Raw genomic sequence first — 20,248 nt, forward strand, 5'->3', positions numbered from 1 at the left:
TTTAAGGTAAGTTAGGGCAAGTGGGACGATAGGGTTCGTTACCTAGATACTGCTGCCATTCTTCCTCATAGAGATTACGAGTCAAACTGCGACAAGCTTCAGCAATTAAATCCGGCGATCGCCACAGCCACACTCTTGCTGTACCATCAGAGCTATTAGTAGCAATATACTTGCCGTTAAGACTAAATTCTACCGCCCAAACACAATCTTCGTGGGTCATCCGTCCAATTTCGCGTCCTGTGGCAATTTCCCACACTCTCGCGGTACAATCAGCACAAGCTGTAGCCAAATATTTGCCATCGGGACTAAAAGCAATACTTTTGATATCTCTACCTGTTTCTCTGACATCCCAGTCGTGACGCATCGAAGTAACTTTTGACCAATCTTTTACTCGCCAAACTTCAATGATTCCATCGTAGTTTCCCACCGCTAAATATTCCTCATCAAAACTAAAACTAACGGCGGTAGAAAGACATTCTAAGTGTTCGAGAGCAATAATTTCTTCAAGGAGAAAAACATCCCAAATATAAGTAAGATTTTCGACAACTACTGCTAAATATTTACCTTGATAACTAAGTGCTAAATCTTGCACTTCGCCTTCCTGGGGAAAACTTTTGACCTCGCTATTTTCGTTTAATTGCCAAACTTTTACCAAACGATCGCTAGTAGCGATCGCTAAATTCCTTCCATTTCCACTCCAAACTGTATTGAGGATATTACTATTATAAGTCAAATAATATTTATTTGTTTCAATTTCCATAGATTGTAAGCAAACTTCGCCTTCATCAGCAACTACTAAATAACGCCAGTCGGGAGAAATAGCTAACACTTTTCGAGCGGCTAAACTAACAATATTCTGACCAGTTTTTATTGACCATAATTGCACTTCTCCTTGACAAATTGTTGCTAATGTTTCTAAATTTGGGTTAAAGGAAACTCTGCCTTGACTACCACCAGCGCAAGGTAAACAAACAACTTCTTCACCAGTATTAATTTCCCAAACTCGTCTTGCAGGAGAATATCTGCCAACTGTTGCAATTTTTGTTTCATCAAAGCTAAAAGCAACCGCAATAGTCGGATGAGTAATCCGAGCAACTTCTGTACCTCTATTTAAGTTCCAAACATAAACAACCTCAAAACAATTGACGCAACACAAACTATTACAGTAATAACGTCCGTCATCAGCACTCGCTAAATACTTACCTTGAGGACTAAAATTTAAAGCTACTGCGTTACCTTTATGAGTTAAACAAGTAACTTGCTCGCCGCTAAAAACATTCCAAATGTAGAGATTAGAATCGCGACTTTCTACAGCCAAACATTTACCATCTTCGGTAAAAACTACATGACTAACAAAACCTTGATATGTCTTCGCCGTGACTTCTTTTTGATGAGCTAAATCCCATATTTTAGCAGTATTGTCCATACCTACAGTAGCTAAAAATTGACGATCGGAGCTAAACGCGATCGCGCGAACTCCTTCCTCATGGCTCAAACAAATTTCCTCACCGTTAGTTAAATTCCAAATTCTCACTAAATCATCTTCGCTAGCAGCCGCTAAAAACCGACCATCTTCACTAAAAGCAAGATATTTGATCTCAGCTTTGCTAGCAAAAGTAAAATATTTTTGGGTTGTCAAATTCCATAATCTCACCGTATTATCCAAGCTAGCCGTTGCCAAAAATTGACCATCAAAACTCAAAGCCATTGGGTTAATAATCGCGCGATCGCGAATCATTAATTTTGGTCGTGCTACGATCGCTGAAGCAGGTTGAATTGAGTGGATTTCCTCTTCTGCTTGCACATTCCAAACTTGGAGACAATCACTCTCATTTAAGGTTGCTAAATAATTACCATCACCACTAAAAGCAGCAGCTAATACCCATTCAAATTGATTCTCCTGCATCGACGCAACGGGACGAGGTAATAAAGCCAAACCGCGACGTAAAGTTTGAGCGCCTTCTAAGGTGGGATAACGTCGTAAAGATTCTACTGCTAAAAGCACACTTCTGACTAACAAATCACTCGATGTGCGCCGTAACATTTCCGCTTGTACCGCTAATTGATGAGCGAGAGCAATTTGCTTTTGTTGTTGGGCTTCCTCACAAACACGCCGCCAACGTTCTGCCTCTTTTTCATGATAAATTTTACTTGCTTCAATAAAATTTATTTCGCTTGCAGCTAGATCCTCAAAACGCTTTTCTTGCCAAACTTCTGCTTTCGCTAACAAAGCTTTTGGTAATAAAAGATCCTCCTTGCGCTCGCCAACTTCCCACTGATTAATAGCAAAGCGTAATTGTTCTTGCCAAATGCGAAATTCGCGGTCTATTTCCATCCACTGACGCAAACGTTCCCAACCAGAAATTAAAGCTTCGTGAACAATTTCTACAGTTTCTTCTCCCGTAGCTTTATCTCTCCCAGTAACTACCAAACGAGCATCAGCCAAACGCATTACTAAATCGGTACTATTTTCTCCTAATTGAGTGCGCGTTGCTAATCGACGAGTATCGGCAGTTCCTTCACCAGGACGTACTAATTGAATAAAAATTTGTTGTGCTTGTTGCTTTGCTTCTGAATGCAGAGAATCATAAACTTTTTCGGCGTGTTGAGCTAAAGCTAATTCTACGCCACCAATTTCTTCATAAGCTTTGTGAGTTAAAACAAATTTAACTTCTGAGTCGGAAGTTGGTAAATTTAATTGCCAATCTGCTAACGATTTTTCCCATAATAAAGTTAACGCAAATTCGAGCAAAGGAAGATTACCTGGTTCCTTACTGACAGCTTCCAAAATACGCTCAGTTAAACCAGTTTCAATCTCCACACCAATCATTTGAGCAGGTTTGGCGATCGCTTCGCGCAACTCTTGATTATTCATCGAACTCAAATTAACGATCGCACCTTGTAAACAATCGCTAAAAGCCCGATGCGCGATCGCATAACCATAAAAATCTGCTCTCAAGGCGATCGCCAACTTAAAATTCGACTTAGGTTGAGCCATCGCTGCTTGTAGCGCGATCGTTAATTCATCTAGAAAACGCCGTACCTCCTCAGCCGAGGGACAAAGCGTAAATAACTCTTCAAACTGATCGATGACTAATAATAACTGCTTCGCTTGGCGGTTTTGCTGCAAAACTTGCTCAACCACATCCCGCAAACCATATTCCCCCAAACGCAACATCGTCGCCAGTTTTTTGATTTCCTTTAACTTATCAACTTCGCTAATTTCCAGTTGTAGCGCCGGAATCAAAGCCGCAGCTAAAGCATAAAAAGGACTATTTCCTAACCTTACCGAGACAATAATCCAATCTGAATCTTGCGAAAGAGAATAAATCAAACCAGCCGCGATTACCGAAGACTTACCACTTCCCGAAGCACCAACCACAGCCACCAGCGATCGCGATCGTACCGCTTCTAACAACTTTTCGGTAAACTGCTCTCGTCCGAAAAAGTAAGCTGCATCCTCTGTCTTAAAAGCAGACAAACCGCGATAAGGACATGAGAGCGAAGATAACTGCTCCGAAGATAGAGGATCTTGTACTGCTAACGAGTCAGAGCGAAACTCCTTTTTGTACCCCGCGCGATCGAGCAAATAATAGATATTATCCCAACGAATCTTGATTTGTTCCTCAAGTTTCGTTTCTAGTAAAGCTTCAACGTAGCGATACAGCCCATTCGAGAGAGCCACTTTTACCGTACCCAGTGAATCACCTAACTCCAAAGCAATTTTTTCCGGACTGTGAAGGCAAAGCAATCCTCTCAAATAGCACTTTTCGACAGGCGTGAGAATTTTCTTCCGGTTATTTAGCCCATTATAGATTTGCTTGGCTGCCGTCAGATCTCGATAAAGCTTTTTTAACTCCCAAGTCTCTTCAGCCTCAACAAACTTATCATCGTGTTTTCTCGATTGCCTGGATCTCGATGCCACCACGCCATCAGTCTCCGCTAAACCCACATCTTAGATCCTAACCATTTTCATAACCAAAATTATGATTTTTATCAGGAGACTAGCAAGCAGGAAAATTTATATCTTATAGGAGAACAGATTTCGAGGGAAATAAATCTCGCCTTTACTACATTTGGTAACTGATTTACTCTGTTACCACTCGTAGCAGAGATTTTCCAAAAGAATCATAAGAGATCTTCGGGGTGTAGTTATCGATCCTCCCATCATCTAAGTGCGTCGAGCGAACGATAATAATTTCTTTTGGAATCAGAATTTGACTGTCAGGACACAATCTTAGTCCGCAGATACACGAATTTACCCTCAAACCAATTCTTAGCTCGATTTCATTGAATCGTACTGGGAAAAGGTTATAGTCTGTTGTCGAACACATAAGGAGTGGTAATTTTGTAGGTGCGTGTTTTGATGTAGTCTGTCTGCACAATGCGGGCATTCTGGCTAGAGAGTTTAGGGGTAAGCACTTTTATTGCCTGTCGGGGTGAATAAAGGTAATAAAGTTTGGCTACCCTTTATTGACGGAGACTTTGAGAAGGAAAATTTTAATCGTAGGTGTTGGCGCATCTACGGTTTTTTGTTTTGGGGGATTGGGGATTGGGGACTGGGGATTGGGGATTGGGGATTGGGGGGAGACAAGGGGGACAAGGGGGACAAGGAGGAGGGTGAGGAATTAGGGGATAAACTGATAACTTTTAACTGTTCGCTGATAACTGGTAACTGCTAACTGATAACTGATAACTGTTCACTGGTAACTGATAACTGATAACTGATAACCCCAATCCCTTAAAATTCTGCACTCAAAGGAGTACGGGGGAAAGGAATCACATCACGAATATTACCCATTCCAGTCATAAATTGTACCAGGCGCTCGAATCCTAAACCGAAACCAGCGTGAGGTACTGTCCCATAACGACGTAAATCGAGATACCACCATAAATCTTCGGGGGACATTTCGGTTTCTTGGATGCGTTTTTCTAAGATATCTAAACGTTCTTCCCGTTGGGAACCGCCGATGATTTCACCAATTTTGGGTGCGAGTACGTCCATTGCAGCGACTGTCTTGTCGTCATCGTTTAAACGCATATAGAAAGCTTTGATCCCTTTTGGATAATCTCTGACAATGACTGGTTTTTTGAAGAGTTCTTCGGCTAAATAGCGTTCGTGTTCTGATTGTAAATCGGCTCCCCACTCGACGGGAAACTCAAATTTACGGTCAGCTTTTTCGAGTAACGCGATCGCTTCTGTATATGTTATCCGCTCGAAGTCGTTATTGATGATATTATCTGCCGTTGCGAGGACAGTATTATCAATACGCTGGTTGAAAAATTCCATGTCTTCGGCGCAATTTTCCAGAACGTATTGGAAAATGTACTTGAGGAATTCTTCAGCTAAGTCCATATCTCCTTGTAAGTCGCAGAAAGCTATTTCCGGTTCTACCATCCAAAATTCTGCCAGGTGACGGGAGGTGTTAGAATTTTCGGCGCGGAATGTCGGACCAAAGGTATAAACATTTTTAAACGACATTGCCATTACTTCGGCTTCGAGTTGTCCGCTAACGGTAAGATAAGCTTGTCGTCCAAAGAAGTCTTGTTCAAAGTCAATTTCTTCGCTGTCGAGACGCGGAATTTGCTTTAAATCTAAACTGGTGACAGTAAATAACTCTCCTGCACCTTCGCAGTCGCTAGCGGTGATTAAAGGCGTGTGTATCCACAAGAAACCTTTTTTTTGGAAAAATTGATGAATGGCGTTAGAAGCGGCGTTACGGACGCGAAAAACAGCCCCGAGAGTATTTGTGCGCGATCGCAAATGTCCGATCGTACGCAAAAATTCAAATGAGTGGCGTTTCTTTTGTAAGGGATAGGTTTCGGGATCGGATTCGCCGTAAACTTTTAAGTGATTGGCTTGTACTTCGATACGCTGTCCTTTTCCTTGGGAAGCAACTAATACCCCAGTTACTTCTACTGAAGCGCCTGTATTAATTTTTTTCAGCAAATCGTTGTAATTTGGCAACTGGGGATTGAGTACCACTTGCAGACTCGCCATTGATGAGCCATCATTAACTTCCATAAAGGCAAAATTCTTTAACTCGCGTTTGGTACGCACCCATCCTTGAATGGTTACTGACTCGTCCGGCTGACCGTTTTTGAGAATATCTGCAATGCGTTGCGTTGCCATGTTGTCTCTTACCTAAAATTACCAGATTTCACTTTATTTAATTATTTTAGTGGGGCGCACGGTTGTACGCCCTTCGTCCCTAACCATTAACTAGAAGTTAACCTGCACAAGATTTGAGTAGCCAACCGATAACTACTCCCAATCCACCAAAGCGTACTGCTTGCCAAAATGGTTCTTTTAAGCTATCCCAGCTAAAGAGACTACTTTCTAAGTTTAGTTCGATTGTGTCTAACTCTTGCTGAATTTGGGCTAATTCGGCTTTAATTTCCGGAGAATTACGGACTGGGCGCGGTTGTTGTTGAAGTTCCTGCTGACGCTGAAGAAGTTGGGTTTGGATTTCGCTGTCTCGCTTAACTTGTTGATAGCGTTCGTTGAGAGCGTGCAGCGATCGCTCTACTTCTGCTAAAGTTTGTGCTAATTCGGCTTCGTTGCCCTCCGGCTGACGAGAATTTTTTCGAGGCATTTTACACTATATTTGAGATATTACTTGCTCGAATTTTTTGTATGTCTCAATCCACTCAGTCTCAGTTATCGAAAACCGATACCCTCAACCAATTTACCACTATTGAACTCGCTCAGACACTAGCCGAACGAAACGCGATCGCTCCTCTAGACTGGCATCGTCTCAAGCGTAATCGCCAAGCACAAGCTTTACAGCACGTTAGTGCTGCTTTAGTCTTTTTGCTCAAACAACAACCCTCAGAGGCGCTGCTACACCTCCGTCAAGCGACAGGATGGCTCGATCGTTCAATTTCCGCACCTCCCTGCCCTACTCACGGCACGAAGGAAACTTCTAACTAACTCAATAGCGGTTGTCGTCTTTTGCTACTTTTAACTTGTTTAGAAAGCCTTAATTTCGTTCCTTGATTGTTCCAGTGAACTTGATCGAAAATTTGGTGCAGAATGCAGAAGCCGCGACCGCTTTCTGATTCTTCTTCCGGCAAAAGTTCTTCTGGAGAATCAGAACACTTGCAGTGTGGTTGAAAGCCCGCACCTTGGTCAGAAATTACCCAGGAGTATAAATCATTGGTGACAGAAAATTCTACTACTACGGTCTTACTGGGGTCGAGTTGATTCCCATGTTTGGCAGCGTTTACCAAGGCTTCTTGTAAACCCAGTCGCACTTCTGGCTGCCATTCTGGAGGAACCTTTGCCAATAATAAATCTAGAACTGGACAAAGATAAAGAGTGGATGCGAAGCTCATTTTGCCCCAGTTGCCTTGAGTCCGATGCAGTGAGATTGCGATCACGTGCTTGACCTCTAGCTTTGTTTGCAATAAAAATTAGATTCTGAGGAGGTAGAGCGCCCATTCGCCTGAAAGTTTAAGCGCTTTGAAAACAAAGTTCTGCTTGGGTTTTGCCACTGCAAATAGCTGTAATTACTATTTCTTAGCTGTTCTTCCCTAGGAAGAGATAAGTTTTGATTGAGAAGCAAGTTTTTCTTTAAGTTTTTCAAATGCCCTCCTGTTCGAGTAAAATTACAACTCTTCACTTTGTTCTGATTAGCTGAGGTTGGTAATTTAGTTGCTCTAACTAATCTCAAGCTTTTTGCGCCGTAGGCTTTGGCTTTGCTCATAGTGAAATTGAAGTATAATCGGCGCTTTCTTTAGCACCTAAGAGAAAATGATTTCCCCCGTTTTGGGTGTAGAAAACCGTACATTTCTTATTATACCGAAACTACTCCTAATACTCTAGAGGGGAAATGAGAATTGGTGATTAGTGATTGGGGAGAGGGGGAAGATGGGGAAGATGGGGGAGACTTGGAGGAATTAGAGGATAAACTGATAACTTTTAACTGTTCACTGCTAACTGAACCCAGTCCCCAGTCCCCAGTCCCCAGTCCCCAGTCCCCAGTCCCCAGTCCCCAGTCCCCAGTCCCTAGTCCCCAGTCCCCAGTCCCTAGTCTCTAATCGCTTAACTCGAGAAAAGCCGCAGCTTCGATGTGGGAGGTTTGAGGAAAGAAGTCAGCAGGTTGGACGTAAGTTAACTGGTAGTCGCCTTTTTGACAGAGTAATTGCAGGTCCCGGGCGAGAGTGGCTGGTTTGCAGCTAATGTAGACAATACGCTTGGGTTTGATTTGTAAGAGGGTTTCGAGAACGGCGCGATCGCATCCTTGTCTTGGTGGATCTAGTAAAATTATGTCGGGGATCGCTGATATTTGCGATAATAAGTCTTCTACTTTTCCTACCTTAAATTTAACGTTGTTAATGCCATTATTCTCAGCGTTACGCTGGGCTTGTTCGACGGCTGCGGCTTGGACTTCGATCGCGATCGCTTCTTTGACTCGTTTTGCTAAGGGTAAGGTAAATGTGCCGATCCCGCAATAAGCATCGACTAATAACTCTTTTCCCTGTAAATTGAGCATCTCGATTATTTTTGCTAATAAGGCTTCGGCGGCTTCGGTATTGATTTGGAAAAATGTTTCGGGACGCAGTTGCAAGTTAAGATTGGCAAATTTTTCTGCTAAAGAAGGTTGACCTGCGATACAAATTGTGTCTTGACCAAAAATAACATTGGTGCGCGATCGCTGGAGATTGAGACAAACTCCGACTAATTCCGGATAGCGTTGCATCCAGTCTTCAGCTTGCCGAGCGATCCCCGGTAAATTTTTCTCAGTAGATACCAGCGTTAATAAAATTTCCCCTGTATGCCTGCCAATACGCAGCGAGAGGTGTCGTAACTGCCCTTGATGACTTTTTTCGTCATAAATCGACCAACCGCGCTCCTGGATGTCTTTTTTGACTTCTGCCAAAAGCGGATTTAAGCGGGGATCTTGGACTGGACATTGATTTAAGTTAACCAATAAATGAGTATTGCGACGATAATAACCCGCTTGAACTTTGCCGCTACTAGATTTAGCGAGAGGATAGGTAGCTTTGTTGCGGTAGCCTAAACTCGCCTCACCCGTTAAAATTGGGGCAACAAAAGGCTCAGAGAAACCGCCAATTCTTGCTAAAGCTTGGACAACCTGGTTACGCTTGGCTTGTTGTTGAAATTCATCGCTAACGTGCTGCCATTGACAACCACCGCATTTGTCAGCCACGATACAGCGAGGACGTATTCGGTGAGGAGAAGCCGTCAATAGTTTGTCTAGTTTACCAAAAGCGTATTTAGGTTTAACGCGAACTAAACGAACCAAAGCGCGATCGCCTCGAACAGTATCCGGGACAAATACGACGATCTCGCCATAACGTCCCACACCATCACCGCGATCGCTTAAGTCCGCGATCTCCACTTCAACTAAACCACCTTGTTGCCAATCAGAAGCCAAGATTTCCTCACGAGGATAGTTTTTCAGTTTTTTCTTAACAAACTTCATAATAATTTATATTTTCCTGCAAAAATTTTATCTTCCGTCTACTCACCTCTCACCTCCGCAGCAATTGAGTAAAGCCGATTGTCCTCGAAGGATCTCGCGAAAACGATCGCTTAAATAGATTCTTCTCTCTTTCTATGTGACCCTGAGAATAGATAAACTACTAATGTTAAGAGTTTTCGCAATAATATGAGCGTAGTTAGTCAAGTTATTCTTCAAGCCGACGACGAACTCCGATACCCCAGTAGCGGAGAACTAAAAAGCATCAAAGAGTTCCTCAATACAGGTTCTCAACGGATGCGAATCGCCGAGACATTGGCGGAAAATGAGAAAAAGATTGTCGAACAGGCGAGTAAAGAACTCTGGAAACGCCGTCCAGATTTCATTGCACCCGGTGGAAATGCCTACGGTTCCCGTCAGCGATCGCTGTGTATCAGGGATTATGGCTGGTATTTACGCCTAATTACCTACGGGATTCTCGCTGGCGATAAAGGACCAATCGAAAAAATTGGTTTAATTGGCGTACGCGAGATGTATAACGCCCTCAATGTACCTGTTCCAGGTATGGTGGAAGCGATTCGTTGTTTAAAAGAAGCTTCTCTGGGTTTACTCAGTACCGATGATGCGAAAGAAGCAGAACCCTACTTCGATTACATCATCCAATCCATGTCTTAATTGATTGCACTGCTGTAATGTCGTCAGTTTGGAATTTTAGGGCTTTCGGGGTTGTCAGGCGATCGCCACTAAATAGCCTCTAGTCTTTTAATTCTAGCTGACGGCTGAGTGAGTCATTTTGCCAATAAAAAACCGACAGTTTTGTGAACCTGTCGGCTGCTGATGTGTTCCCTATTGATGACTCGGCTAGAGTTCAGTTGTTTATAGTATGAAGATTTTGCCGAATCAAAGTAGCGACAGCGATCGTTGCTACACTGTGAATTTAATCACTGCTTGCAACCCCAGAATCGGCGTGGAGTAAGCGATTAATCATTCACAAAATTAAAGTGAAGCGAGATCCAGGCTAGACGAACCACCAATCTCCAAGTCAAATTGCTTTATCAGTTAAATATTTATCAAGATGAGGAAGTTTGAAGGTTTCGATACCCCGATAATTGGCAAATCTATTAATCCTTTTCATTATTGTGGTGAGTGTGGATATACCACGACAAGAGATGTAGCAGCTAGTCAGGAAATTAGGAATCGTGGGATATCTGCGCTAGGGCATAGCGTAGCGGAAAATGTCTGTGGACTGGAAGCGACGGGGAGTATCACACGCGATGCTCTAGTTGGCACAGGACGAAGCAGAAAACCTAATTCGCGAGAGTTAGGAATCTCCCACTTCAAAACCACCTCGCTAAATGAGGTGGCTTAAGTGGGGGAGGATGTCAAGTCTTGGCTGAAAAAATTGCCTAAGCTATCACTAGGGTTACTTTTAGTCACCTATATCGTTTTCGGCTATATTATTTCGAGCGAAACTGACTCTTGGCAAATTTGGCTATTGTCAGCAGGTTTGGTTTTCCTGATTGCGTTAGGGTTTGCTGCGCCGATTAAATTAATCAGAACTTGTTTTGGCAGTTTAATCCAAACTGACACTAGAGCTTTTATCTCAGTGATTTTTTTGGCGTTTGCGGTGGTGGTAATGTTTACTTGGATGAAGTTGTTTATCCGGTTATTAGTTCTGATCTGTGCAGGTGCTTTAGCCCGCCTGGATTTGCAAATGGCTGAATACGAGGAATGGGCAGCTTTTGGGGTTATGGCAGTTATTTGTCTGGGCGGTTTCGCTTTAGGTTTAGTTACTCATCAGTTAATTACTGGTTTTGAGTTACCAACTTAGTCTTCTTCTGGTGGGATTACTTGTAATCTTCCTTCCGGGGTAACAACGATTTTACCACCGAGTTCTTGAATGCGACGAATTGCCGTTTCGCGAGTGCGATCGTCTACTGCATTTTGGAAAACAGTCATCCAACCAAAAATTTGAGCCGATTTACTGTCAGGATTTTTGGCTAAAGATGCGGCGGTTTTACGGGAAAGTTCGGCGACATAATCGCTATCTTCTTCGGAAGAGATATCCGCCCATTCTGCTGCGGTTTCGTAAGATTTTCTGGCTGCTTCGCTATCTCCTAAGAAGAGTAATTCGTCGGTTCCTTTGATTCGCCAGAGAAAGTAAGATCCAGAGGGAACTTCTGGAGTCATTGACTTTAATCCTTTTTCCATGATCGCAATAGAACGTTCTGGTTGGGCAGTATAAATCGCTCCGCTTACGGAAGCGTAGTAATAAGCAAATCGGAACAGAGGATCGCGATCGATAATAATGTCAAAGTAATCTAAACTTAGTCCATAACCGGTCGCTCTACGAGCTTCTACATCGCCAAAATACTGAAGAAATTGCAGGAACACCCAATCAGCAAATAAGTTGTCAAAGCCGAAAGTTGGTGCTTTTTTCAGTAAGTTAAGACGAACTTGTTCTAATTGTTCTTCTTTCTGGAAATCTTCGACAGATTTTTGGTTACTTTCCTGAGTAATACTTTCTAGTTGCGGGGCTTGCAGCCAGCCTATTGTCACGATTCCCGCGACGATTACTACGGCTAACCATAAGTATTGAGTGAGGTGGGAATACTTTTTCATGGCTATTGACATAATCAATAATTTGTGGTAAGAAACATTGGAGTGGAACTGGAAGAAAAGTTGTCATCCAGCGATCGCCGAATGGAAAAAATTGGGTAAGTTAAAGATAGGGAGAGTCGCTTGCGGCGATCGCGTTACTACTATTATCAGCCTAACAATCAGCCATGTCTGACAAAAAAAAGTTTAAGATGATTATCACGCTGCTTTCAGCTACAGCCTTCCTGGGCTCGACAATTGTCGGCATTTACAGTATGTTAGCTGGTAGCACTCGGCAACAAGTAGAAGCCGCCTCAACGACGCAAACAGCCTCGATAGAGCAACAGCTAGTAGAGCAAGAAAAAGGTTTTGAGCGAGTCTTAGAGCGAGAGCCAGAAAATCAGTTTGCGCTTCAAGGATTAGTTGATACTAGATTAAAAATGGAAGACTTTGAAGGCGCGATCGCCCCAATGGAAAAACTGGTAGAGTTGAACCCAGAGCAACCAGAGTATAATGCCTTGTTAGCGGCGATCGAGCAGCAAGCAGCTAATAGAAATTCTGTAAAGTCTGGTAGTGAAAATAAATAACCAGTTCAAGTATATATTTAACTAATTATTTATTTTTAAACAAAACTGAACTAATAATGAAATGTAATATTTGTCAATCTCAAACCTACCAGTTCTCAAATGCAAAAATATTAAATAAATACAAGATAGATTATTTTCAATGTTCAAACTGTGGCTTTGTTCAAACTGAAGAACCCTTTTGGTTAAAAGAAGCATATTCCCAAGCAATAGCTTCTAGCGATGTAGGTTTAGTATATAGGAATCTAAATTTTGCTAAGATAGTTAGTGGGATAATTTTCCATAAGTTTGACCATAATGCTAATTTTCTTGACTATGGAGCCGGATATGGTTTATTTGTTCGGCTGATGAGAGATGCAGGATTCAATTTTTATTGGGAAGATAAATTTTGTCAAAATATTTTTGCAAAAGGGTTTGAGTCAACAAAAGATAGAAAGTACGAATTAGTTACAGCATTTGAGGTGTTTGAGCATTTTGTAAATCCTCTTAGCGAAATAGAAAATATCTTAAAATATTCACAAAATATTTTATTTAGTACAGAATTACTGCCATCTACGAATCCCAAACCCAATCAATGGTGGTATTACGCTTTAGAAGAAGGACAACACATTTCTCTCTACACCAAGAAAGCTTTATTGATTATTGCCGATCGATTTAATTTTCAATTATATTCTAATGACTCATCATTACATTTACTAACTCCTAAAAAACTTTCACCACTTTTATTTAATTATTTGTCTACTTCGGAATTAATAAAAAAGGAATCACTACTTCATAAAGACTATTTACAACTAACAGGAAAGATTGCCGATAGTCAAGATAAGAAACAAAAGAATGAGGATAACAATGCTCATAAGATGATTCCGGTATCGAAACTAAGAATTATTATTGATGGCGTGTTTTTCCAGTTATATAAAACTGGTATTGCTCGTGTGTGGCAGTCTTTGTTAGAAACATGGGTTGAAAATGGTTTTTCTCAACATATCCTTGTTTTAGATCGAGGGGGAACTGCTCCAGAAATTCCCGGTATTCAGTATCGCTTAGTCCCCCCTTACGACTATAGAAGAACTGATGCAGATCGCGAAATGCTACAGCAGATTTGCGAAGAAGAAAGTTCGGATTTATTTATTTCAACCTATTACACAACTCCGATAACAACACCCTCTGTTTTCATGGGTTATGACATGATTCCAGAGGTAATGAAAGCAGACTTAAACCATCCGATGTGGCGAGAAAAACATCAGGCAATAAGACACGCTTCTGCTTACATTACAATTTCGGAAAATACTGCCAAAGATTTAGTTAAATATTTCCCAGAAATATCTTTAGATTCAGTAACAGTAGCTCATTGTGGAGTTAGCAGTAAATTTTCACCTGCCCGCTTAGAAGAAATTAATACTTTTAAAAACAAATACGGGATTGCTAAACCTTATTTTCTACTCGTTGGTGCTACTGGAGGTTATAAAAATACAATATTGTTCTTTAAATCTTTTGCTAAAATTGTTAGTAAATCAGGATTTGAAGTCATTTGTACGGGCAAAGGTGGTGCGCTAGATGAAGAATTTAGAGCTTACTCTTCTGGTAGTGTAGTGCATACGTTACGACTCGGCGATGAAGAGTTGAGAACTGCATATTCTGGTGCTGTAGCATTAGTTTATCCATCTAAATATGAAGGGTTCGGGATGCCTATTATTGAAGCAATGGCTTGTGGTTGTCCGGTAATTACTTGTCCTAATGGCTCAATTCCAGAAGTAGCTGAAGAAGCAGTAATGTATGTTAGCGACGAGGATATTAATGGGTTAGCTAATGCTCTTTGCGATCTACAAAAGCCCGAAGTTCGTAATTCGTTAGTTGCCGCAGGATTGAAACAAGCCAAAAAATTCTCTTGGGAAACAATGGCAGAAAAGGTGAGTGCTGCATTAATAAAAGCTACTCTCTTACGGTTGAATCTCAAGGAGATTAATTTAATCATTTTTCCTGATTGGTCACAACCCGAAGAAGCATTAGGTTACGAATTGCAACAAGTGCTAAAGGCGATCGCCACTCACTCAGACAAAAACCAGATTACTCTACTCCTACACATCGAGGATATCTCTGAAGAAGATGCTCAATTATTATTATCTGCTGTCGCCATGAATTTGTTAATGGAAGAAGACTTAGATGTTTCTGAAGGACCGGAAATTTCTTTCCTGGGACAACTGAGTGAAATCCAGTGGGAATCTCTCCTTCCCCAAATTCAAGCCAGAATTATCCTTGAAAACGAAAATCAAGCCCATTCCACTCGTTACTTACCTGCGAATTTTACTTCTCATCACTTAGATAATCTCCAAGCAGAAATAAAATTTAGCTCGTATAGGGGAAGGGGAACCTAGTTTATTTAGCTACGTTTAGCTACTAGCTAATTTGTAGAAACAGACGAAGATACTGTTAACAAATCTTTGAAAAAAGTTCTAAAGCTATCAAAAAATCGCACCTAAAATTACTATTATAATTATGCCAAATTTATATATTATTGGAGGTGCAAACGGTTCTGGTAAAACTACTACCGCCCGACAAACACTTCCTAATCTTTTAGGAGTTTTAGAATATGTAAACGCTGATGAAATTGCTGCGGGGCTTTCTCCTTTTAACCTAGAATCAGTTATGCGATACTTGGATCGTCTATAATAATTCTGGAGTTGAACCTCAGTTAGTAGCTCAATCAGGTGATAAACAAGAGGTAATTATCTATGAATCCTCAATTTGGAATCAAATCATCCTCAATGAATAAACAGGAAATTCCTGTCGGCGAACTCCATCAAAAAATCGATGCTGGAGTTAAAAGTGCGATCGCTAAAGCCATAGAAAGACATCGCCGACTCGGAGAATCGATTAGTATTTGGCAAGATGGAAAAGTCGTTACTTTGACCGCAGACCAAATTCCTCCACCTTCATCAAGTTATCAAAGTTAGCTGTTATAACGCTGCCACATTTGTCGATAAGCATTCTCCATCTCGCGAGTAAACTGCTTTGCATTCCAAAGCGGCGAAGTTTGCCGAGACTTTTGCAACTTCCAAGCAACTTTTTGCCTTAAACTTTCATCTGTACCAAAACGAATTCCCCACTCAACATATTCTTCAGCAGTTGTGGCAATTCCCTCAGTTACGCCCACATTAGTCATAAAAGCATAACTATTGCGAGCAGCAAATTGTTTTCCCACTCGCGTTACTAAAGGAATACCCAACCAGAGAGTTTCTAAAGTCGTAGTTGCACCGTTATAAGGAAAAGTATCTAAGACCACATCAGCAATTTGTAAATTTGCTCGATGAGTATATTCATCGCGATCGATGTCTAAAAATATTAATCTTCTGGGGTCTACTTTCTCTGCTTCAGCAATTTCCGTGAAAAACTTTTGAATCGTCTCCTTATCTGCCGTACCCTTAATTAAAAAGTAGCTATTATCAACATTTTTCAGGATTCTCATTTGCAAGCGAGTAGTTTCTGGATGACGCTTAAATCCCCTTTGGCTACTTAAATAAACTACCGCATCTTCAGGAATATTTAAGCGATCGCGTCGCAAAGTAGGTATCCCAATTTCAAATCCGTTGACGGCGACATAAGTTTGGGGTAATCGCCAAATTGTTTCCCGATAATATTCTTGGGCATTTTTTGGCAAAACATAAGGATCGGCGATGAAATAATCAATAGCTGGTAGTCCCGAAGCATCCCAGCCCAGCCAAGTAACTTGTATTGGTGCGGGTTTCAATGCCATCACTGTACAAGTAGTATCTAAGGTAACGCTGTCCAAGTCAACGAGAATATCAATTTCATCTTCTCTAATTTGGGTAGCAATAGCTGCGGTATCGACACCAAAGCTGCGAACAGTATCTACTTTTTCCACAAACCAATTTTGCGTAAATGGGTTTTCGAGATTTTGGTTGATTAAGTAAAGATAAGTTTGGCAAGATTCTGCATCGCTATAGTGAAAAAGCCACCGACTCAACCAACCCACAGAATGAGAACGTAAGGTACTAGCAAGATAACCTATTTTTAAACGTCGCGATTTTGCTAAATTATTTGACCAAGATTGCTTAAATAAATCTGGACGCAGGGCTTGTAAATTTTCTTGGAAAATTTGAGCTACCTGATTTTGGAACCAACGATCTTCTTCTGGCCGATCTTGAAGATAAGGTAAAAAAGATGTATCTACAATTATACTGTTGCGAACAACTTCCGGTTGAGCAGTAGTTTGATGTTTCTCAAAGATTGACAAGAGTAAAGACTTATGATTTTTTGCCACTGGTGCGGCTTCTCCCCAAGCACCCGCCGATAGTAAAACTTTAAGTAACTCATGGTTTGCTACCAGTTTTGAGTTGAGACTATGACAGCGTTTATATAAATCTTTTGCTACTTGAATCGCTTCTTGATAGCATCCTGCTTTTAGGTAAAAACTTGACAAATGCTTTTGAGGATCGAGATTATTTGGCTCTAGCTGAAGACAAAGCTCCATCAAGCGAGCAGCAAATTTCGGTTCGTGGTATTTATGAGCTATCTGAGTTGCAGTTTTAATAGCAGGATAAATAAATTCTGCTGGCTTTTGAATATAAGGAAGACAAGCTTCGACAAATTTTAAAGTTTCTGCGGAAGGAAATTCTAAAAATTGGATAATTATTTTTAAGAGTAACTTTGAATCTATATCCCCAGGCTGATGTTTAGTCAATAATTCTGTGAGATGCCAATCTTGTAGTAGCTCATCAGAAAAATTGTTAATTTCTAGAGATAATTCTAGTAAATAAAGTACATTTTCGAGATAATTAGGAGCAATTTCACGTAAATGTTGCCGGATTAGCCAACTAATCTCTTGATGATTTAATTCTTTTTGTCTTTCAGCTTCTTTAGTCAGTATTTGCACTAATTCTTGAATCCATTTTGCTTCTGTATCGGGAGTAGCTTGAGCAAGAGCCAAAAACCAAGTTGTTTGAGCTACTTCTTCTTCTCCGCTTAACAGATAAGCAAGTCCTAAATACCAATAACTAGCAGTGTTATTCTCATCAGTTTCAATGTTTTGTTCGCAAAAATTAATTAATTCCTGGTAATTATCCTCTGAAAGTAGGGTTTCTGCTTGCTGGAGAAAATTCATTTTAATTACCTAAAAAACAATGGGTAATCTCTAAAGATTACCCGTTAAATTTAGATTTGTTTCTTAAAAGTCAGTTTTGCTGACTTGGTACGCCAAAAATTTTGGCAGTTTTAGTGAAAAGCAACACTAAGAATGTGTAAGTAAAATTGAGCGTCAGGTGTAGGTTGAATTGACAATATTTAACTCAAAAAACTTCTTTTTGGGCGGCACATCTAACTTAAGTGCAAAATACATCAACTTTACTCTTACCCAAAATCTTAGCTGCCGCCACAGCCACCGCCTGCTCCGCCCGATCCTACTTAACTTCCTAAAGCTTTACTAGCATTCTGACAACTAGGTGGCTGATTGGTGGTCGCGTTGGATTTGATATAATTTAATGAAGCAAAACCACCAACTAATCCAGGTACATCTGATTGACAAATAATCGAACCAGTAACAGCATTATTCGATTTGTTGGTATAGGCTTCTACGCCACCTTCATAACTACGCCATTCTCCTAGTGCATTTGCAGTTGTAATGACTAGGGTGCCATCAGTGTCATCAGGCTCCATATTGTAGTTATAATTCTTAGTTGTTGTTGTACCAGTGTCACCAGTAAGACTACCAGTAGCTAACTCGTCATAGCTAGTAGCAAAGCTTCCATCTTCACCAGCATATCTGATGCCTTGTTGTTTGTTAACTGTAGCGACGTTTTGTTTCGCTTCTGACTCTTTGGCTTTGTTACTTTGGTTGAGGAAGTTAGGTAAAGCAATAGCAGCCAAAATACCGATAATGATGATTACAACCAATAGCTCAATCAGGGTAAAACCTGCATTTGCTTTTTTCTTGTTGAGGAGTTGGAGGTATTTTAATTTCAGGTCGCTCTTCATTTTTTAGTCTCTCCTTGAGGTTGGAAATTGCTTGCTTTTTCTCTACTGAAACTAACTTACCCAGATTTGCTCGTTTACCGATCGCTCTCAGCAAAAAAATTTTTTCTCGCTGCCAAACCGATTCAAGCAGAACAGTCCAAAAGCAGATACAGAAAGGCTTCCAAGCGTGTTAACATTTCTTTAACTTCTGCCCAAGCTGTCTTTTGTGTCATCGGTTCGAGGGTGACAGGATGCACTGGTTTGAGTTTGAGCCATCTTTCTACGAGGGAAGTCACCGACTGTGGTTGTTCCCACAAAGGCAGTAAACAAGCAGCGATGTTACTCTCAATATGTATCGGGACGAGAGCAGGTGAAGTAATATACCTACTAATCTGGAAGGGTTTCATTTCCGCGATGCACTCCCGCATCTCTTGTTTGCATTTTTCAGTTTTGAGTTGCGGATGCAAGTAAACTAAAGCCTTTTCCCAATCTGAGTCAGTATATTCTTCGACGGGTTTAGTTTTTGCTGCTGCATCAGGATGACCGCACCAAAAATCTAATAATCGATGTATGGGATGAAGAAGTTCAAATAGATGTAATTTTCCTTCTTCGGACATATCCCCCAACCCAAAAGCGAGGTAAATTGGTAACTCATCGGGATTTTTGAACAAATCCATAATCTCCCAGTGCCGCCAGTTTACCATGCTGATAAATGTTAAATCTGCTGCTGTGAGTGCGTTAAATAGCTGGGGAATGGTGTAGCCTTTGTCTCCTTGGAAGAGGTAATTCATCAAAACTGTTTCTTTACCATTTTCTTTGTCTTCGTAATTAGGATTCCAAGTTTTAACTTTTAAATCTACGCCATTTTTTAAAGCTTTTATGGTTTCTAATGCCATTTCAATTTGCTCTTCTTCTGGGTTTTCTTCGAGTAATCCCATGATTTGAAACACTTCTTGAGCGCGAAAATAGTTAAATCTCTGTAAGGAACTATGCAAATTACTACGAATAATTCCTTCGGGTTTGAGAACTGCTTTCATTGCTCGTAAAGCAGCCGCAATGTCATCGAATAAGTAAAGTAGTTCGTCGCAATTGATATAGTCAAATTCTATTCCTAATGTGGGTAAGTCTTCGAGAGAAAGTACATGAAATTCGGCGCTACTATGACCGTGAAATTGCAAGCGTTCTCTAGCTAATTCGATGGATTTTTCGGAGAGGTCGATACCGACGATTTTCGCTCCTGGGTTTGCTTCAGCGAGGGCGAGTGATTTCCAGCCTGTACCACAACCTGCGTCTAAAATTATTTTTCCTTCAGTATTTGTAACTTGATGATTTCTGAGGTAGTAAGGTGTAATTAAGTTGTGAATAAAAAGTAGATTTCCATTATCTTTTGGCGATTTTTCAATAGGAACGCGGGGATAGGGACCGAAGTCAAATTGCTGACGAATTTTGTCTATTAGTTTTGTGGGTTGATTTTCCATTTGTAATTTTTATTTAGGGGCTGTGGGGGTTAAAATTTTTATTCTATCTTAGGGTAGCGCCCCCGTGCCTACCCCTACATTGTGTGACCTTACCCCCCAACCCCCTTCCCTGCGAGGGAAGGGGGAGTAAGAAGAGTTTTCACACACTCAAAATTCTCCCCTCTCCCACCAG

18 protein-coding genes are annotated in these 20,248 nt (G+C 41.0%); 9 read left to right on the forward strand and 9 right to left on the reverse strand.

Annotated features, from left to right (window positions below):
- Position 1: 1 nt before the first annotated feature.
- The 3 genes from G3T18_RS25745 to G3T18_RS09445 all read right to left on the reverse strand — a co-directional run bounded on the left by G3T18_RS25745 (position 2) and on the right by G3T18_RS09445 (position 6,596).
- The gene (locus G3T18_RS25745) at positions 2-3,952 is read right to left on the reverse strand and encodes an nSTAND1 domain-containing NTPase (protein WP_224410298.1); all 3,951 of its coding nucleotides are present in this window, start codon (positions 3,950-3,952) and stop codon (positions 2-4) included.
- A gap of 789 nt (positions 3,953-4,741) precedes the next feature.
- Positions 4,742-6,133, reverse strand: a complete 1,392-nt coding sequence (asnS, locus tag G3T18_RS09440; protein ID WP_224410299.1) for an asparagine--tRNA ligase — start codon at positions 6,131-6,133, stop codon at positions 4,742-4,744.
- A gap of 97 nt (positions 6,134-6,230) precedes the next feature.
- Positions 6,231-6,596 (reverse strand): DUF2203 domain-containing protein, encoded by a 366-nt coding sequence (locus G3T18_RS09445; protein WP_224410300.1) that lies wholly within the window; start codon positions 6,594-6,596, stop codon positions 6,231-6,233.
- Positions 6,597-6,637: 41 nt separating this feature from the next.
- Here G3T18_RS09445 and G3T18_RS09450 point away from each other — a divergent pair, with 41 nt between their 5' ends.
- Positions 6,638-6,934, forward strand: coding sequence for a DUF6439 family protein (locus tag G3T18_RS09450; RefSeq protein WP_224410301.1), 297 nt, complete (start codon positions 6,638-6,640; stop codon positions 6,932-6,934).
- On the opposite strand, the gene G3T18_RS09455 is transcribed toward G3T18_RS09450, so the two are convergent.
- Together G3T18_RS09455 and rlmD are read right to left on the reverse strand one after the other, a co-directional pair.
- Positions 6,931-7,383, reverse strand: a complete 453-nt coding sequence (locus G3T18_RS09455) for an ATP-binding protein (RefSeq protein WP_397333925.1) — start codon at positions 7,381-7,383, stop codon at positions 6,931-6,933. The two genes, G3T18_RS09450 and G3T18_RS09455, sit on opposite strands and share 4 nt — an antisense overlap.
- 656 nt (positions 7,384-8,039) lie before the next feature.
- Positions 8,040-9,452 carry a 23S rRNA (uracil(1939)-C(5))-methyltransferase RlmD gene (rlmD, locus tag G3T18_RS09460; RefSeq protein ID WP_224410303.1) on the reverse strand — a complete coding sequence of 471 codons (1,413 nt, stop codon included), beginning with the start codon at positions 9,450-9,452 and terminating at the stop codon, positions 8,040-8,042.
- A gap of 186 nt (positions 9,453-9,638) precedes the next feature.
- Between rlmD and G3T18_RS09465 the strand changes: the two genes are divergently transcribed.
- The 3 genes from G3T18_RS09465 to G3T18_RS09475 all read left to right on the forward strand — a co-directional run bounded on the left by G3T18_RS09465 (position 9,639) and on the right by G3T18_RS09475 (position 11,280).
- Positions 9,639-10,124, forward strand: coding sequence for an allophycocyanin subunit alpha-B (locus tag G3T18_RS09465; RefSeq protein WP_224410304.1), 486 nt, complete (start codon positions 9,639-9,641; stop codon positions 10,122-10,124).
- Positions 10,125-10,524: 400 nt separating this feature from the next.
- On the forward strand, positions 10,525-10,818 hold the full coding sequence (locus tag G3T18_RS09470) for a hypothetical protein (RefSeq protein ID WP_224410305.1): 294 nt from the start codon (positions 10,525-10,527) through the stop codon (positions 10,816-10,818).
- Positions 10,819-10,851: 33 nt separating this feature from the next.
- On the forward strand, positions 10,852-11,280 hold the full coding sequence (locus tag G3T18_RS09475) for a hypothetical protein (RefSeq protein ID WP_224410306.1): 429 nt from the start codon (positions 10,852-10,854) through the stop codon (positions 11,278-11,280).
- Here G3T18_RS09475 and G3T18_RS09480 read toward each other — a convergent pair.
- A complete protein-coding gene (locus tag G3T18_RS09480; RefSeq protein ID WP_224410307.1) occupies positions 11,277-12,083 on the reverse strand; it encodes a VOC family protein in 807 nt (268 codons plus the stop codon). The two genes, G3T18_RS09475 and G3T18_RS09480, sit on opposite strands and share 4 nt — an antisense overlap.
- Before the next feature lie 25 nt (positions 12,084-12,108).
- Here G3T18_RS09480 and G3T18_RS25505 point away from each other — a divergent pair, with 25 nt between their 5' ends.
- From G3T18_RS25505 to G3T18_RS09500, 5 genes are all read left to right on the forward strand, one after another.
- Positions 12,109-12,243 (forward strand): hypothetical protein, encoded by a 135-nt coding sequence (locus G3T18_RS25505; protein WP_263480330.1) that lies wholly within the window; start codon positions 12,109-12,111, stop codon positions 12,241-12,243.
- Positions 12,236-12,634 carry a tetratricopeptide repeat protein gene (locus tag G3T18_RS09485; RefSeq protein WP_224410308.1) on the forward strand — a complete coding sequence of 133 codons (399 nt, stop codon included), beginning with the start codon at positions 12,236-12,238 and terminating at the stop codon, positions 12,632-12,634. Before G3T18_RS25505 ends, G3T18_RS09485 begins: the two co-directional genes overlap by 8 nt.
- Positions 12,635-12,690: 56 nt before the next feature.
- Complete coding sequence (locus tag G3T18_RS09490) at positions 12,691-15,003, forward strand: methyltransferase domain-containing protein (RefSeq protein ID WP_224410309.1); 2,313 nt, start codon at positions 12,691-12,693, stop codon at positions 15,001-15,003.
- Between the two features lie 121 nt (positions 15,004-15,124).
- Positions 15,125-15,298 carry a hypothetical protein gene (locus tag G3T18_RS09495; protein ID WP_224410310.1) on the forward strand — a complete coding sequence of 58 codons (174 nt, stop codon included), beginning with the start codon at positions 15,125-15,127 and terminating at the stop codon, positions 15,296-15,298.
- A gap of 62 nt (positions 15,299-15,360) precedes the next feature.
- The gene (locus tag G3T18_RS09500; protein ID WP_224410311.1) at positions 15,361-15,582 is read left to right on the forward strand and encodes a hypothetical protein; all 222 of its coding nucleotides are present in this window, start codon (positions 15,361-15,363) and stop codon (positions 15,580-15,582) included.
- Here G3T18_RS09500 and G3T18_RS09505 read toward each other — a convergent pair.
- The 3 genes from G3T18_RS09505 to G3T18_RS09520 form a co-directional block, all read right to left on the reverse strand.
- Positions 15,579-17,750: an O-linked N-acetylglucosamine transferase, SPINDLY family protein gene (locus G3T18_RS09505; protein ID WP_224410312.1), complete on the reverse strand. Its 2,172-nt coding sequence runs from the start codon at positions 17,748-17,750 to the stop codon at positions 15,579-15,581. The genes G3T18_RS09500 and G3T18_RS09505 overlap by 4 nt on opposite strands.
- A 299-nt stretch (positions 17,751-18,049) precedes the next feature.
- Positions 18,050-18,619, reverse strand: coding sequence for a type IV pilin-like G/H family protein (locus tag G3T18_RS09510; RefSeq protein WP_318013948.1), 570 nt, complete (start codon positions 18,617-18,619; stop codon positions 18,050-18,052).
- Between the two features lie 122 nt (positions 18,620-18,741).
- On the reverse strand, positions 18,742-20,076 hold the full coding sequence (locus G3T18_RS09520) for a class I SAM-dependent methyltransferase (RefSeq protein WP_224410313.1): 1,335 nt from the start codon (positions 20,074-20,076) through the stop codon (positions 18,742-18,744).
- Positions 20,077-20,248 lie beyond the last annotated feature (172 nt).

It is taken from the genome of Oscillatoria salina IIICB1 (assembly GCF_020144665.1).
GTDB lineage: Bacteria > Cyanobacteriota > Cyanobacteriia > Cyanobacteriales > SIO1D9 > IIICB1.